This is a genomic window from Nonomuraea indica (genome assembly GCF_002850745.1).
Taxonomy (GTDB): domain Bacteria; phylum Actinomycetota; class Actinomycetes; order Streptosporangiales; family Streptosporangiaceae; genus Nonomuraea; species Nonomuraea indica.
Map to the genome: position 1 here is coordinate 626,320 of NZ_KZ559467.1, position 11,938 is coordinate 638,257.

Below are 11,938 nucleotides of genomic sequence, written 5' to 3' on the forward strand. Positions count from 1 at the left end.
CCCGCCCCAGTGGCCCGCCCCGCTTCAGCCATCCCCGCGCTGTCTGGGGCGGGGCCGAGCGGCAGCACCTCGACCGTCCCCGTCCCTCTCTGGGCGGGCCCGAGCGGCAGCACCTCGACCGTCCCCGTCCCTCTCTGGGCGGGCCCGAGCGGCAGCACCACGACCGTTCCCACGCCTCTCTTGGTTTGGGCCTCTGCGGCAGGCGCGCCGGTTCGGCCGTCCCCGCGCCTTTCAGGGCGGGACCCTGCGGCCTGTGGCATGACGTCGGCAGATCTGGCCGCGGTCGTACGGTAGGGGCTTCGGGGTCAGGCCGGTTCGGACAGGGGGTCGGCGGCGAGGTAGCCGGTGAAGTCGGGGTCGTGCGGACGGGCGAGCACGTGCTCGATCCATGCCCGCCGTTCGCCGTCGATCGCCAGCAGGGCCCACACGCAGGCGGCCGGTCCGTCGGGCGGAACCTGGCGCAGACCGGCGCCGCCCGGCTCGGCTCGCCACAGCCGCTGGTAGAGGACGTCGGCCTGCCACCGGCACACGTTCACCCACAGTGCCTCGTCGCCGCGCTGCACGATCACGAACGCGATGCCGCCCTGGTGGGGCAGCTCCCGTTCGGCTGCCTGCAGGGCCGCCTCCACGTCGAAGTCGTCGGGCAACTCGGCCTCGGCCGCGATGCCGATGACCTTGACTGTCCAGCCGCCGAGCCGCGTCACGCCGAGAGATCGGGTTCTGCGCGGGCGGTAGGGGATCATCGAGGCTCCGTGAGGGCGAACGTGGTTCGGGGGACGGGACCGATCCTACGGTTGATCAAGGGCCCGAGGTGGCCGTATCTCTCATCGGCCCGCAACAGCCCGGCTCGGCTCCGCGACAGCCCGACCTGGCTCCCTGACAGCCCGGCTCGGTTCCGTGAGAGGCGGCGGCCGTAGGGGAGGGGGGAAGATCGCCGCGTACCGGGACATAGTGGAGATCACTGGGCATAGGTGAGGTCATGACGACGTCACGCGAACACACCTTCACCGGCACCCGAGGCGCCAACGTCGCCCGAGAGTGGCCGCACGCCGACCCCCGCTACCTCGCCATCCTCGTCCACGGCTACGGCGAGCACATCGGCCGGTACGAGTGGGTGGCCGGCACGTTGGTGCGCCACGGAGCCGCGGTGTACGGCGTCGACCATCTGGGCCACGGCAGGTCGGCCGGGGAGAGGGTGCTCGTCGAGGACTTCGAGGACATCGTGACCGACGTGCACACCCTCCGGCGGCGAGCCGAGGCCGACCATCCCGGCGTGCCCGTGGTGGTGATCGGCCACTCCATGGGCGGGATGATCGCGGCCAGGTACGCCCAGCGCCACGGCGCGGGTCTGACCGCGCTGGTCCTGTCGGGGCCGGTGCTCGGCGAGTGGGAACCGGTGCCGGCGCTGCTGGCGCTCGACGAGATCCCCGACGTCCCCATCGACCCGGCAACCCTCTCGCGCGACCTGTCCGTCGGTGACGCCTACGCGGCCGACCCGCTCGTCTGGCACGGCCCGTTCAAGCGGTCCACGCTGGAGGCGTTCGCCGCGACCCTGGCGGCCATCGCCGAGGGCGGCTCCCTGGGCGCGCTGCCCACCCTCTGGGTGCACGGTGCCGACGACCTGCTCGTGCCGTTGAGCGGCAGCCGGGCCGGCGTAGAGGCCATTCGCGGGGACGACTTCACCGAGCGGATCTACCCGGAGGCCCGGCACGAGGTGTTCAACGAGATCAACAAGGAAGAGGTGCTGGCCGACGTCGCCGCCTTCATCGATCGTGCCCTGAAGCGCTGACCGATGATTCCCCGCCCGCCCGGCCGTCTGTACGAGGTGGAGGTGGGACATGGACGAAGCCGTAGTCCGCGCGACGAGCCTGCTGGAGCGCGCCATCACGTACACGCTGGGGACCCTGTCGCCGGTGACCCGTGACGACCTGTACCGGGCCACGCCGTGCGGCGGCTGGGACGTCGCCAACCTGCTGGCACACCTGGACGACTCCGTCGCGGCGCTGTACGAGGCCGCCGACCTCGGCTGCGTCCGCCCGGGCACGAGCACGGGACCAGTCACCGGACCCGGCACCGGACCAGTCACCGGACCCGGCACCGGACCCCGCACAGGCACCGGCATCAGGCCAGGGATCGGGCGAGGCACGGGTGCAGGCATCGGGCGAGGCACGGGTTCAGGCATCGGGCGAGGCACGGGTGCAGGTATCGGGCCAGGTATCGGGCCAGGCGCCGGACCCGGTATTGGGCCAAGCACGGGTGCAGGCATCGGCGCAGGGGTGGGAGCAGGCGCTGGCCCAGGCGCCGGGGCCCATCTGTGCGCGTCCGGGGCGGGTGGGCGTGGCGGCAGGGACCCCGTGCTGGTGCTGCGGGACCGGGCGGCCATGATGCTCGGTGCGTGGGCCGGCACGTTACGCCGGCAACGGGTCCGCATCGGTGACTTCTCGCTGTGCGCCACGGTCGTGGCGCAGGCCGGCGCTGTCGAGGTGGCTGTGCACGCATGGGACCTCGCCCGCGCCTGCGGACGCCCTCGTCCTATCCCGCCCGCGCTGGCGGCGGACCTGCTGGCCGTCGTCCCGGCGCTCGTCACGGACGCGGACCGGCCGGACCGCTTCGCCGTGCCGGTCGCCGTGCCGGCGCGTTCGGCGGCCGAGGACCGGCTCCTCGCGTTCCTCGGTCGCAACCCCACCTGGGTCACCCGCCACCGCAGGGCGGGGTGACGCGCACGGCCGACGGGCATCTGCGTGTGACGGGCCTGCGGGCGTCCACGCCGGTTCGGGTACCGGCGGTGGGCAGGAACCGGCCCGGGGTCAGCGGTCAAGGCCCCGGGCCGGTGCCGTGGTCTCAGTCGTCGGCGTCCAGGCTCTTCAGGATCTGGTCCCACCAGCCGGCCTGCAGGGCGACCTGGGCACCCTTGCACTCGTTGAGGCCCCGCTTGCCGGACGTGGTCTCGCCGTTCTCGGTGCTCTGCCAGGACGATGACGTGCTGGTGTTGGCGGTGCAGTAGACGTCCGCGCCGGCCGGGCCGGCGGCCGTCATGGTGAGTGCCGCGGCGACCAGCATGCCGCCGACTGCGATGAGGCTTTTCATGATTCCCCCCTGTTATCACGAAGTGATATGGCTTTGTCACTGTACGTATCCATTGGGGCTGGAGTGGCAAGCGCCACGCGGGGTTTTCCCATTCCGCTAGCGACGATCGGCGAGCCCGCTACCGGCCCGTCACCGGCAGTTTTCCTGCCGCGGGGCCGCCCGGCGGGGCGGTGGGGCAGTGATCGGCCCTGGGTGGATGCCAAGGCGGGGCCGGTGTCCGGCTAATGTGGAATTGAAGCTGACCGCCCGCTATCGGAGCGAGCAGCGCGGTGGCGACGACCGTTCTTCGTGCGGCCGTCGCCACCACCATCCGCCCAGCCGCGCCCCGCGCACCCTTGGGCCCAACCGCCCCGTGCCTCCTGAACCCGGTCCCGCCCCGCGCCACTGCGGCTCGGTCCCACCCCGCGTCCACTGCGACCCGTTCCCGCCCCCGCGTCTCCAGGGGGCCCGCTGCCCCTGCGTCTCCCTGGGGTCCGTTCGCGTCCGCGTTCATGGGGGGGCCGACGAACACGCCGACGCCGCTCCAGGTGCCGGGGTTGTCGACGCGGGCGGACACGCCGGGCGCGCGGCTCTGTGCCGCGCGCAGGGGATGCCGCGCGCAGGGGATGCCGCGCGCAGGGGATGCCGCGCGTGGTGTGGGTGTGGTGGTCAGGAGGCGATGGTCTCCAGGACCTGCTCGCCGTACTTGGCCAGTTTGTTCTCGCCGACGCCGTTGACCTTGCCCAGCTCGGCCAGCGACGAGGGGGACAGGGTGGCGATCTCCCGCAGCGTGGCGTCGTGGAAGATGACGTAGGCGGGCACGCCCTGCTCCTTGGCCGTGGCGGCGCGCCAGGCCCGCAGCCGCTCGAAGAGCGGCACGGCCTCCTCGGGAAGCTCGACGACGGGACGGGCACCAGCGCCGTTGGACGTGCCGGAGGCCCTGGTGCGCGCCGGGCGGGGGGCATCCCGGCGCAGCCGGACCTCGCGCCGGCCGCCCAGCACGTCACCGCTGGTGTCGGTGAGCACCAGGGTGCCGTGGTCGGGCTCGACGGCCAGCAGGCCCTGCGCCAGGAGCTGCCGAGCCACTCCGTGCCAGTCCGCGTTGCCCAGCTCGCCGCCCACGCCGAACACCGTCAGCGCGTCATGGCCGTGCTGCAACACCTTGGCCGTCTTCTTGCCGAGCAGGATGTCGACGATGTGACCCACCCCGAACCGCTGACGCCGCTCCCGGTCGAGCCGCCACACCGTGGACAGGAGCTTCTGGGCGGGGACGGTGCCGTCCCAGGACTCGGGAGGGGACTGGCAGGTGTCGCAGTTGCCGCAAGGCGCGGAGTCCTTCTGGCCGAAGTAGTCGAGCAGCATCACGCGCCGGCACCCGACGGTCTCGCACAGCGCGAGCATCGCGTCGAGGTGGAGCACCTGCCGACGCCGGTGGGCCTCGTCGCCCTCCAGAGCGAGCCGCCGGTGCTGCACCACGTCCTGGAGGCCGTAGGCCATCCAGGCGGTGGCGGGCAGGCCGTCACGGCCGGCCCGGCCGGTCTCCTGGTAGTAGCCCTCCACCGACTTGGGCAGGTCGAGGTGGGCCACGAACCGCACGTCGGGCTTGTCGATGCCCATGCCGAACGCGATCGTGGCGACCACGACCAGCCCGTCCTCGCGCAGGAAGCGCGCCTGGTGGGCCGCCCTCGTCGCGGCGTCGAGGCCCGCGTGGTAGGGGACGGCGGGGATGCCGTTGCCGGCCAGGAAGGCCGCGATCTTCTCGACCGACGAGCGCGACAGGCAGTAGACGATGCCGGCGTCGCCCGGATGCTCGCTCCGCAGGAACTCCAGAAGCTGCCGCTTGGGCTCGCTCTTGGCGGTGACGCGGTAGTGGATGTTGGGCCGGTCGAAGCCGGCCACGAAGTGCCGGGCCTGGTCGAGGCCCAGCCGGGAGGAGATCTCGGCGTGGGTGGCCGGCGTGGCGGTGGCGGTCAGCGCGATGCGCGGCACGCCGGGCCAGCGCTCGTGGAGCCCCGACAGCGTGAGGTAGTCGGGCCGGAAGTCGTGGCCCCACTGGGACACGCAGTGGGCCTCGTCGATGGCGAACAGCGAGATCTCGCCCTTGGCCAGCAGCCGCAGGGTCGCCTCCACGCGCAGTCGCTCGGGCGCGAGGTAGAGCAAGTCGAGCTCGCCGGCCAGGAACGCCGCCTCGACGGCCTGCCGCTCGCCGAAATCCTGGGTCGAGTTGAGGAACCCCGCACGCACGCCGAGCGTGGTGAGCGCGTCGACCTGGTCCTGCATCAGCGCGATCAGCGGCGAGACGACCACCCCGGTGCCCGGGCGCACCAGCGCCGGGATCTGGTAGCACAGGGACTTGCCACCGCCGGTCGGCATGAGCACCAGCGCGTCGCCACCCGCCACGAGGTGCTCGATGATCTCTTGCTGGCCCGGCCGGAAGGAGTCGTAACCGAAGATGCGCCGCAGGACCTCGATGGGGGTATCCATGCGGCTACCTTACGTGGTCGCGTGAGGTCTCAGGGACGGATTCGCCGACGGCGATATGGCTCCCGTCCTCGGCACGTCCGGGGCTTCCACCATGACGGCGCCTGAGCCAGTCCGCCGGGAGGAGACGCAGGTGAGGGACGTCGTCCTCGGCCACCTCGCCTCCACGGTGTCCGTCCCCGCGAGCACGACGCCGCGACCGGCCGCGTAGAGACGCCGTGCTGACGCCACCGGGGCCGCACGCTGTCTGTCGGGGCGTTCGCGCCCCGCGTCATCCTCGCGGGGGTGAGGACCGGCGTGCCCTGCTCCGCCGCGATCACCGGTCTGCCAGACGCGAACGCTCCGGCCCGGCGCCGACACCCCGACGCCGGGCCCTGAGCGCCGTGGCGGCCGACGGACCGCCCGCGCCGCCGACCCGCGTGCCCGAGGAATGGGCGGATGGACGCGGCAGGGCGCCCGTGCTCGCGGGAGCACGGGCGCCTCAGGACGGGATCAGGAAGTGGTGACGACCTCGGCGTCGAAGAGCTGCTGGGCATAGGAGATCGAGGTGTAGAAGAGAGCGCAGCCGCCCGGGATCGAGCCGACGGCAGAGATCACCCCGGAGGCCCGCACGCCCCCTGTCACCGGCTTGTAGACGGCACCGCCCGAATCGCCGTAGTAGATGCACGCGCCGCTGAGGTTTTCCGCCATCACCACGGGCGTCCTGAGTTTACCCTCCGAGTTGCGCACCGACATGAAGTTGTCCGTGATCTTGTAGCCGCAGGTCGTGCCGGTCCTCGCCCCACTCGCGCACATGGAGTCGTTGACCGCCGGAAGGCCTGTCTGGGTCGAGACGACAGCGGCGGAGCTCGTGCCGTCGGGACCGCCGGTGTAGATTCGCGGCGCGACGCCGTCCACCTTGATCACTGAGATGTCGCCGTACTTGGTGGAGCCGATGTCGCAGCTTTCCCCCGTCGACTGGCAGAAAGAGCTCTGGTAGCCCTTGCTCGTGCCGATGACGTTGCTCCAGCTCGTCTCGCTGCTGTTCATGGTGGCCGCGTCTAACTGATAGGGGTGGTTGCAGTGCGCGGCCGTCACCAGGAAGTGCTTGGATCCGTCCGGGCGCTTCATCGGGAACGACGTGGAGCAGTGCATCTGGCCCGCCCGCGGGGGCGCCCAGCCCGATGCGCCCCAGTACGGGTACCGGTCGCGCAGGCGGCTGGGTCCCTCGTGGTCCCGTGGCGGTGTCATCTGCCGCACCGTGACGATGTCACCGTAGTCGGCCGCCAGCGCTGCCCTGGCTTCGTCGGTGACCTTCTCCAGCCCGACGACGAGACCGTTGCGTTCCCAGTCCATAGCGGCGCTCACGATGCCCACCGACGCGATCGAGCCCCGCTGCATGATCGTGTCGGAGAGCTGTGCCAGGTCGGCGAAGCTCCGCTCGACCTGCACCACCGTTCCGTCGGAGCCCGCCTTGGACCATGCCTCCTTTCGGGTGCCTTCCGAGGCGCCGCCGGCGACGGCGGTCACCACCCGTCCGGTCGTCGCGTCGTACCAGGTGCCGGCCCATTGAGTGGGCTCGGCCAGGGTCGCGCGATTGACCGCCTCCATCGCCTCGATCGCGGACTGCGGCGGGGAGGTCGCGGCGGTCGCCTTCGCCAGGGGAGCCAGGGGGCGCTCCGGGCCCGGATCCGCGGCGGCGACGCCGTTCGTGCTCAGGCTCAGCGCCGTCACGGCGACCGCCAGGGGCAGCATGAATGCTCGCTTGCCACGAGGAGATCTCACTCGCATTCCTTTCTTCAGGCAACGCACGAGATGGAACAAGGGACAAATCAGGAGGAACGAAGGAATATGGCGGAATGAGAGGGATTTATGGCGTACCTCGGTGCGAGGATGCCTATCTCATGCGTCACATCGCTCACGCGCAGCGAGGTCCTTCTCTCCTTCAGAGAGCCTGAAGCTTAGCCGTAGCTTCAGGCGATCTGAAAGTTGAACTGTGGAGCCCGCGTCTGCGGACTCGCCGGACTTCGCCGAGGTCGGAACACGTTCAGCACACCTCGGGCGGGCGCCTCGCGCGGTGGGGGTGGCGCGATCCGTGGGATATGCGTCGCTGACGCCGCCGCCTGAACGGCCGGACTGCCCCTCGGCGGGTGGCGGATGGGGGCGGGTCTCGCACTCGGCACGGTGCTGGGCTGTTCGTGCTGCGCGTCGAGCGGGCCGGCCACCGGCCGACAGGAGCCGGTGTGGCGGCCGCCGGTGGTGGGACGGCATGGTGACGACGTCACCCATCCAGCTCGGGAATGAAAATCATCGTCAGATGGTTCGAAGGGGCATGAAGAAGAACCTGCACCCCTCGTACCGTCCTGTCGTGTTCCGCGACCCGAGCGTGGGGTTCGCCTTCCTGACCCGTTCGACGGTCACCAGCGACAAGACCGTCGAGTGGGAGGACGGCAGGACCTATCCGGTCGTCGACGTGGACGTCTCGTCCGCCAGCCATCCCTTCTACACCGGCCGTGGCCGCATCGTGGACAGCGCCGGACGGGTCGAGCGCTTCAACCAGCGCTACGCCAGGAGCTGACCGGCTCCCTCAGGACGGGCTCGGGCGCGACTCCCGAGCCCCGACGACGGCTCCGGGTGCGGAGAGCACGCGGAGCGAGCTCCCCGCACGCCCGCGCCAGGGGCGGGCGCGCGCGGGTGCCCCGTGGGTCCGGTCGCGGCCCAGGGCCTGCATGTCTGCCGTTACTTGGGGGTAGTTAACCTGCACCTGCGGTGGGAGCGATGGTGATCGCGATGGGTCTCTCGGGGAAGGAACGCCGCATCCTCGCGGAAATCGAGCACGCCCTGGCCCTGGAGGACCCGGACCTCGCCAGGCGCGTCGCGGCGATCAACAGTATCGAGTCCGGTGCGGAGACGGGCCTGCGGCCGTACGGCCGGCAGGCGCGTGACTGGTTGACCGCGCACATCTGGACGATCGTCGCCGTCGTCGTGGCCGTGGCGGCGCTGCTCGCCATGGCCGTGGCGCTCGCCTGAGGCCCGCGTGCGCGAGGGCGTCAACCGCGGGTCCGGCGGCGCCGCCGCACCACGAGGTCCACGGCCGCCACGACGGAGACCGCCAAGTCGCAGGCCCGCCCTGCGGGCGCATCCGTTCGCCGGCAGGTCAGCCGAGGCACCTCAGCTTCGACGCGAGCCGCGGGTCCAGGTCGTGACCGGCCGGCAGGCGGCCCACCGTGGCCGCCACGAACTCGGGATACGACAGCGACGCCTCCACCCCGTCCGTGTGCGCCCAGATCTGCTCGGCCGTCTGCTCGACCTGGACGTCGGCCTCCTGCTCCGCCAGCGCCAGCCGGCCGACCGCGACGCGCCACCACGTCCGGTCGTCCACCTCGTCGTCCGGCACCGGCGCGCCGACGTCGTCGGCGTGCGTGGCGTACTCGGAGGCGTAGTGGAAGGCCTGGAGCCCGGCGGGGTAGGGCCCGGCCATCGTGTCGATGAGGGCATCACGGCCCAGTTCGCGCATGCGCCGGCGGGTCGCGCCGTTCTTGGCCCGCCACTCCTCCAGCACCTCGTGCACGGGTACGGCCCGGCGCTGCCGCACGCTCCACTCGTTGAAGTCGTGGAAGCCGTCGACCCCCTCCCGGGCGAGCCGGGCCAGCAGGTCCTGCACGTTGCCGTCGAGGCAGGCGTGGTTGTACAGCTCCTCGCCCGCCAGGTGGCCGAGCACGTCGCGCACCGACCAGCCCGCGCACCGCGAGGGCCGCTCCCACGCCTCGGCGTCGAGGCCGGAGAAGTGGCGGTCGAGCCGGGCCGCCTCGGCGTCGAAGATGTCGAACGGTTCCCACTCTTTCAGCAGGTCCTCACTCATACCTCGACGCTACCCCCGCGACGGCGCGTCCAACGGCCGGTGCGCGGGCGGGCACGCCGGCCGTCGCACAAGCAGGAGCCCGGCCCCGCGAACGGGACCGGGCTCTCACTCAGTGGTGATCAGCGACGCCACCAGGCGCCGTAGACCCGCACGTAGTCGGTACGGCTCTGCGACCCGTTGAGCTCCTCGTCGCCGGCGTAGACGGCCTTGAACGTGCCGCTCCGGTAGGCGCGCGTCTGGGCCGTGAACTTGCCGCCCCACTTGGTGTAGCCGGAGGCGACCCACTTCCAGCCGGAGGAGCCGTTGGCGCGGTGGTAGACGTTCACCTTCTCGCCGCGGACGCCCTCCCAGCCGTCGTCGTCCACCTGGAGACGGCCGGAGAAGTAGATCGACTTACCCTTGCGGACCTTGTAGGGGTCGGCGCTGAAGCGCGTGATGCGCGTGTCGGCCTTGCCCTCCTCGATCTCGACCGCGAAGACGGCGGTGTCGGTCGCGACGACCTTGCCGTCCTTGACGGCCTCGGCCGTGGCCTTCCACTTGCCTTCGTAGTCGCCGTCGTTGAACGGGATGGCGAAGCGCCAGCTCTCGAGCTCGCGGGCCTCCTTCTCGCGCATCGTCCGGAACTGGGCCTGCGGCTCGACGCTCAGCCGGACGCTGTCCACGTCGGAGCTGGCGTCGATCTTGAAGTAGGCGTTGGTCTCGCCGCCGGCCTTCACCACGACCGGGTTGGGCCGGATGTCGCGGATGTCGATGGTCGACGTCTTGGTCTGGGCCGTCGCGGCCCCACCGGAGACGAGCATGGCCCCGCCGACGAGGGCGGAGACGATTCCTACAGCGATCTTTCTCATGAGGGTGCTGATTCCTCTCCCCGTGAAGCCGGAGCCGGCGCGGGATCGCCGACCCCTCTACTCCTTTGAGGGGCGAAAGAGGAGAAAAGTTGGCTAAGACTTTGGAAAAGATTTGATCAAGGAGCTGACCTGGGGCGAGAGCGTGAATCCGATTGCGCGCCGCATGACCGACTACAGTCGGCCTCATGACCGACGTCTGCACCCTGGGCGAGGCGCTGGGCGTGGTGTCCAGCGGGCGGGTTCGACACGAGAACGAGGCCAGGCTGGACGTCTGCGGCCCCGAGTTCACCGTGGCCGTGGCCCTGGCCCGGCTGGGCCACCGGGTGTGCTTCCTCGGCAAGGTCGGCGGTGACGAGCTGGGCTCGCGGGTGCTCACCGTGCTCAAGGGCGAGGGCGTCGACGTCGCCGACGTGCGCGTCACCGAGGGGACCCGCACCGGCCTGCTGCTCAGGGAGTCGCGGGTCGGGCGGGAGCCGCGGGTCACCCACTATCGCGCCGGCTCGGCGGGCTCGGCGCTGGCGCCCGGCAACGTGCCGATCGACCGGATCGCCCGCGTCAAGATGCTGCACGTCACCGGCGTCACGGCCGCGCTGGGGCGCGACGCGCTGGAGGCCGTCCGCACCGCGGTGAGCGCCGCCAGGACGTCCGGGGTGATGATCTCGTTCGCCGTCCGGTACGTGCCCGAGCTGTGGCCGTCGGTCAGGGAGGCGGAGGAGGTGCTGGGCGAGCTGGCCTGCGCCTCCCACCTGCTCTTCCTCGCCCAGGACGAGCTGGACCTGGTCAAGCCGGCGCTGACGCCGGAGCGCGAGGTCGTGGTGGACCGGGGCGCGAAGGGCGCCAGCGTGCGGGCCGACCGCATGCGCTACGACGCGCCGCGGGTGCAGGTCCCCGTGGTGGACACGGCGGGCTCGGACGACGCGTTCGCGGCGGGCTACATCAGCGCCGCCCTCGACGGGCTGACGCCGCCGGAGCGCCTGCAGCGAGGCGCGCTGCTGTGCGCCGCCGCGGTCGCCAGCGCCAGCGACTGGCAGGGCCTGCCGGTCAGGGCCGAGCTCTGACCTCCCGAGGGGCCCGGCTGATCGTCGGTGGGAGGATGGAGAACTGGCCCGCAGCGGGCGGATGACCGTCCTCCTGAGGCGTTAGCATCGGCCGATGAGACGCCTGCCGCCCCAGCCCCCGTCCGACCTCACGCCTGACGCGCGCGCCGTCTACGACGCCGTCGTCGAAGGGCCGCGCGGCACGTCGATGCTGGACGAAGGGGGCGAGCTCATGGGGCCGTTCGGCGCCATGCTGCTCAGCCCGCCCGTGGGAGACGCCCTCCAGCGGCTCGGCGCGGCGATCCGCTACCGGACGAAGCTGGGCGACCGGGCGAGGGAGATCGCCATCCTCGTGGTGGCCCACGCCTGGGACTGCGCGTTCGAGCGGCGGGTGCACGAGGAGATCGGGCGGGGTCTCGGCCTCACGGAGGCGCAGCTCGACGCGTTGCGCACCGGCGCGCCGCTGGAGCTGGACGACCCGGAGGAGGCGGCGGTGCTCCGCCTCACCAGGGCGCTGGTGTCGCGCGCCGACCTCGACGACGAGGAGTACGGCGCGTTGCCGGCGAGCGCGGTGTTCGAGCTGACCACGCTGGTCGGCTACTACGCCACCCTCGCCCTGCAACTGCGGGTGTTCCGCGTCTAGCCCCGCGTCGCGGCCGAGCCTC

Annotated in this window: 12 protein-coding genes and 1 pseudogene; 7 read left to right on the top strand and 6 right to left on the bottom strand. The window is 71.7% G+C overall.

What is annotated here, in order from left to right:
* Positions 1 to 305: 305 nt before the first annotated feature.
* Positions 306 to 743 carry a hypothetical protein gene (locus CXR44_RS06905; RefSeq protein ID WP_144069881.1) on the bottom strand — a complete coding sequence of 146 codons (438 nt, stop codon included), beginning with the start codon at positions 741 to 743 and terminating at the stop codon, positions 306 to 308.
* 236 nt (positions 744 to 979) lie between these two features.
* Here CXR44_RS06905 and CXR44_RS06910 point away from each other — a divergent pair, with 236 nt between their 5' ends.
* The 3 genes and pseudogenes from CXR44_RS06910 (at position 980) to CXR44_RS41930 (ending at position 2,717) form a co-directional block, all read left to right on the top strand.
* Positions 980 to 1,789: an alpha/beta hydrolase gene (locus tag CXR44_RS06910; RefSeq protein WP_101784023.1), complete on the top strand. Its 810-nt coding sequence runs from the start codon at positions 980 to 982 to the stop codon at positions 1,787 to 1,789.
* Between the two features lie 49 nt (positions 1,790 to 1,838).
* Positions 1,839 to 1,973 (top strand): annotated as a pseudogene (locus CXR44_RS42095) (hypothetical protein); the annotation flags it as partial.
* A gap of 381 nt (positions 1,974 to 2,354) precedes the next feature.
* Positions 2,355 to 2,717 carry a DinB family protein gene (locus CXR44_RS41930; protein WP_342748529.1) on the top strand — a complete coding sequence of 121 codons (363 nt, stop codon included), beginning with the start codon at positions 2,355 to 2,357 and terminating at the stop codon, positions 2,715 to 2,717.
* A gap of 124 nt (positions 2,718 to 2,841) precedes the next feature.
* Here the strand turns inward: CXR44_RS41930 and CXR44_RS06920 are convergent, their stop codons facing one another.
* The 3 genes from CXR44_RS06920 to CXR44_RS06930 all read right to left on the bottom strand — a co-directional run bounded on the left by CXR44_RS06920 (position 2,842) and on the right by CXR44_RS06930 (position 7,281).
* On the bottom strand, positions 2,842 to 3,087 hold the full coding sequence (locus CXR44_RS06920) for a hypothetical protein (RefSeq protein ID WP_144069882.1): 246 nt from the start codon (positions 3,085 to 3,087) through the stop codon (positions 2,842 to 2,844).
* A gap of 648 nt (positions 3,088 to 3,735) precedes the next feature.
* A complete protein-coding gene (gene recQ / locus CXR44_RS06925; protein WP_101784026.1) occupies positions 3,736 to 5,550 on the bottom strand; it encodes a DNA helicase RecQ in 1,815 nt (604 codons plus the stop codon).
* 489 nt (positions 5,551 to 6,039) lie between these two features.
* Positions 6,040 to 7,281: a chymotrypsin family serine protease gene (locus tag CXR44_RS06930; protein ID WP_101784027.1), complete on the bottom strand. Its 1,242-nt coding sequence runs from the start codon at positions 7,279 to 7,281 to the stop codon at positions 6,040 to 6,042.
* 577 nt (positions 7,282 to 7,858) lie between these two features.
* Between CXR44_RS06930 and CXR44_RS06935 the strand changes: the two genes are divergently transcribed.
* Positions 7,859 to 8,104: a type B 50S ribosomal protein L31 gene (locus CXR44_RS06935; protein WP_101784028.1), complete on the top strand. Its 246-nt coding sequence runs from the start codon at positions 7,859 to 7,861 to the stop codon at positions 8,102 to 8,104.
* A 212-nt stretch (positions 8,105 to 8,316) separates the two neighbouring features.
* Positions 8,317 to 8,556: a DUF3040 domain-containing protein gene (locus CXR44_RS06940; RefSeq protein ID WP_101784225.1), complete on the top strand. Its 240-nt coding sequence runs from the start codon at positions 8,317 to 8,319 to the stop codon at positions 8,554 to 8,556.
* Positions 8,557 to 8,683: 127 nt separating this feature from the next.
* Here the strand turns inward: CXR44_RS06940 and CXR44_RS06945 are convergent, their stop codons facing one another.
* Entirely contained in the window at positions 8,684 to 9,388 is a 705-nt protein-coding gene (locus CXR44_RS06945) for a maleylpyruvate isomerase family mycothiol-dependent enzyme (RefSeq protein WP_101784029.1), read from the bottom strand.
* A gap of 119 nt (positions 9,389 to 9,507) precedes the next feature.
* Positions 9,508 to 10,236, bottom strand: coding sequence for a hypothetical protein (locus CXR44_RS06950; protein ID WP_144069884.1), 729 nt, complete (start codon positions 10,234 to 10,236; stop codon positions 9,508 to 9,510).
* Between the two features lie 185 nt (positions 10,237 to 10,421).
* Here CXR44_RS06950 and CXR44_RS06955 point away from each other — a divergent pair, with 185 nt between their 5' ends.
* Together CXR44_RS06955 and CXR44_RS06960 are read left to right on the top strand one after the other, a co-directional pair.
* A complete protein-coding gene (locus CXR44_RS06955; protein ID WP_101784031.1) occupies positions 10,422 to 11,294 on the top strand; it encodes a sugar kinase in 873 nt (290 codons plus the stop codon).
* Between the two features lie 94 nt (positions 11,295 to 11,388).
* Positions 11,389 to 11,916 carry a carboxymuconolactone decarboxylase family protein gene (locus CXR44_RS06960; RefSeq protein WP_101784032.1) on the top strand — a complete coding sequence of 176 codons (528 nt, stop codon included), beginning with the start codon at positions 11,389 to 11,391 and terminating at the stop codon, positions 11,914 to 11,916.
* Positions 11,917 to 11,938 lie beyond the last annotated feature (22 nt).

Bases quoted from the DNA above. Each gene is read 5' to 3' on its own strand.
- CXR44_RS06910 (WP_101784023.1), top strand. From the start codon at position 980: ATGACGACGTCACGCGAACACACCTTCACCGGCACCCGAGGCGCCAAC.
- CXR44_RS06955 (WP_101784031.1), top strand. From the start codon at position 10,422: ATGACCGACGTCTGCACCCTGGGCGAGGCGCTGGGCGTGGTGTCCAGC.
- CXR44_RS06960 (WP_101784032.1), top strand. From the start codon at position 11,389: ATGAGACGCCTGCCGCCCCAGCCCCCGTCCGACCTCACGCCTGACGCG.
- CXR44_RS06930 (WP_101784027.1), bottom strand. From the start codon at position 7,281: ATGCTGCCCCTGGCGGTCGCCGTGACGGCGCTGAGCCTGAGCACGAAC.
- CXR44_RS06935 (WP_101784028.1), top strand. From the start codon at position 7,859: ATGAAGAAGAACCTGCACCCCTCGTACCGTCCTGTCGTGTTCCGCGAC.
- CXR44_RS06950 (WP_144069884.1), bottom strand. From the start codon at position 10,236: ATGAGAAAGATCGCTGTAGGAATCGTCTCCGCCCTCGTCGGCGGGGCC.
- CXR44_RS06920 (WP_144069882.1), bottom strand. From the start codon at position 3,087: ATGAAAAGCCTCATCGCAGTCGGCGGCATGCTGGTCGCCGCGGCACTC.
- CXR44_RS06945 (WP_101784029.1), bottom strand. From the start codon at position 9,388: ATGAGTGAGGACCTGCTGAAAGAGTGGGAACCGTTCGACATCTTCGAC.
- CXR44_RS06940 (WP_101784225.1), top strand. From the start codon at position 8,317: ATGGGTCTCTCGGGGAAGGAACGCCGCATCCTCGCGGAAATCGAGCAC.
- recQ (WP_101784026.1), bottom strand. From the start codon at position 5,550: ATGGATACCCCCATCGAGGTCCTGCGGCGCATCTTCGGTTACGACTCC.
- CXR44_RS06905 (WP_144069881.1), bottom strand. From the start codon at position 743: ATGATCCCCTACCGCCCGCGCAGAACCCGATCTCTCGGCGTGACGCGG.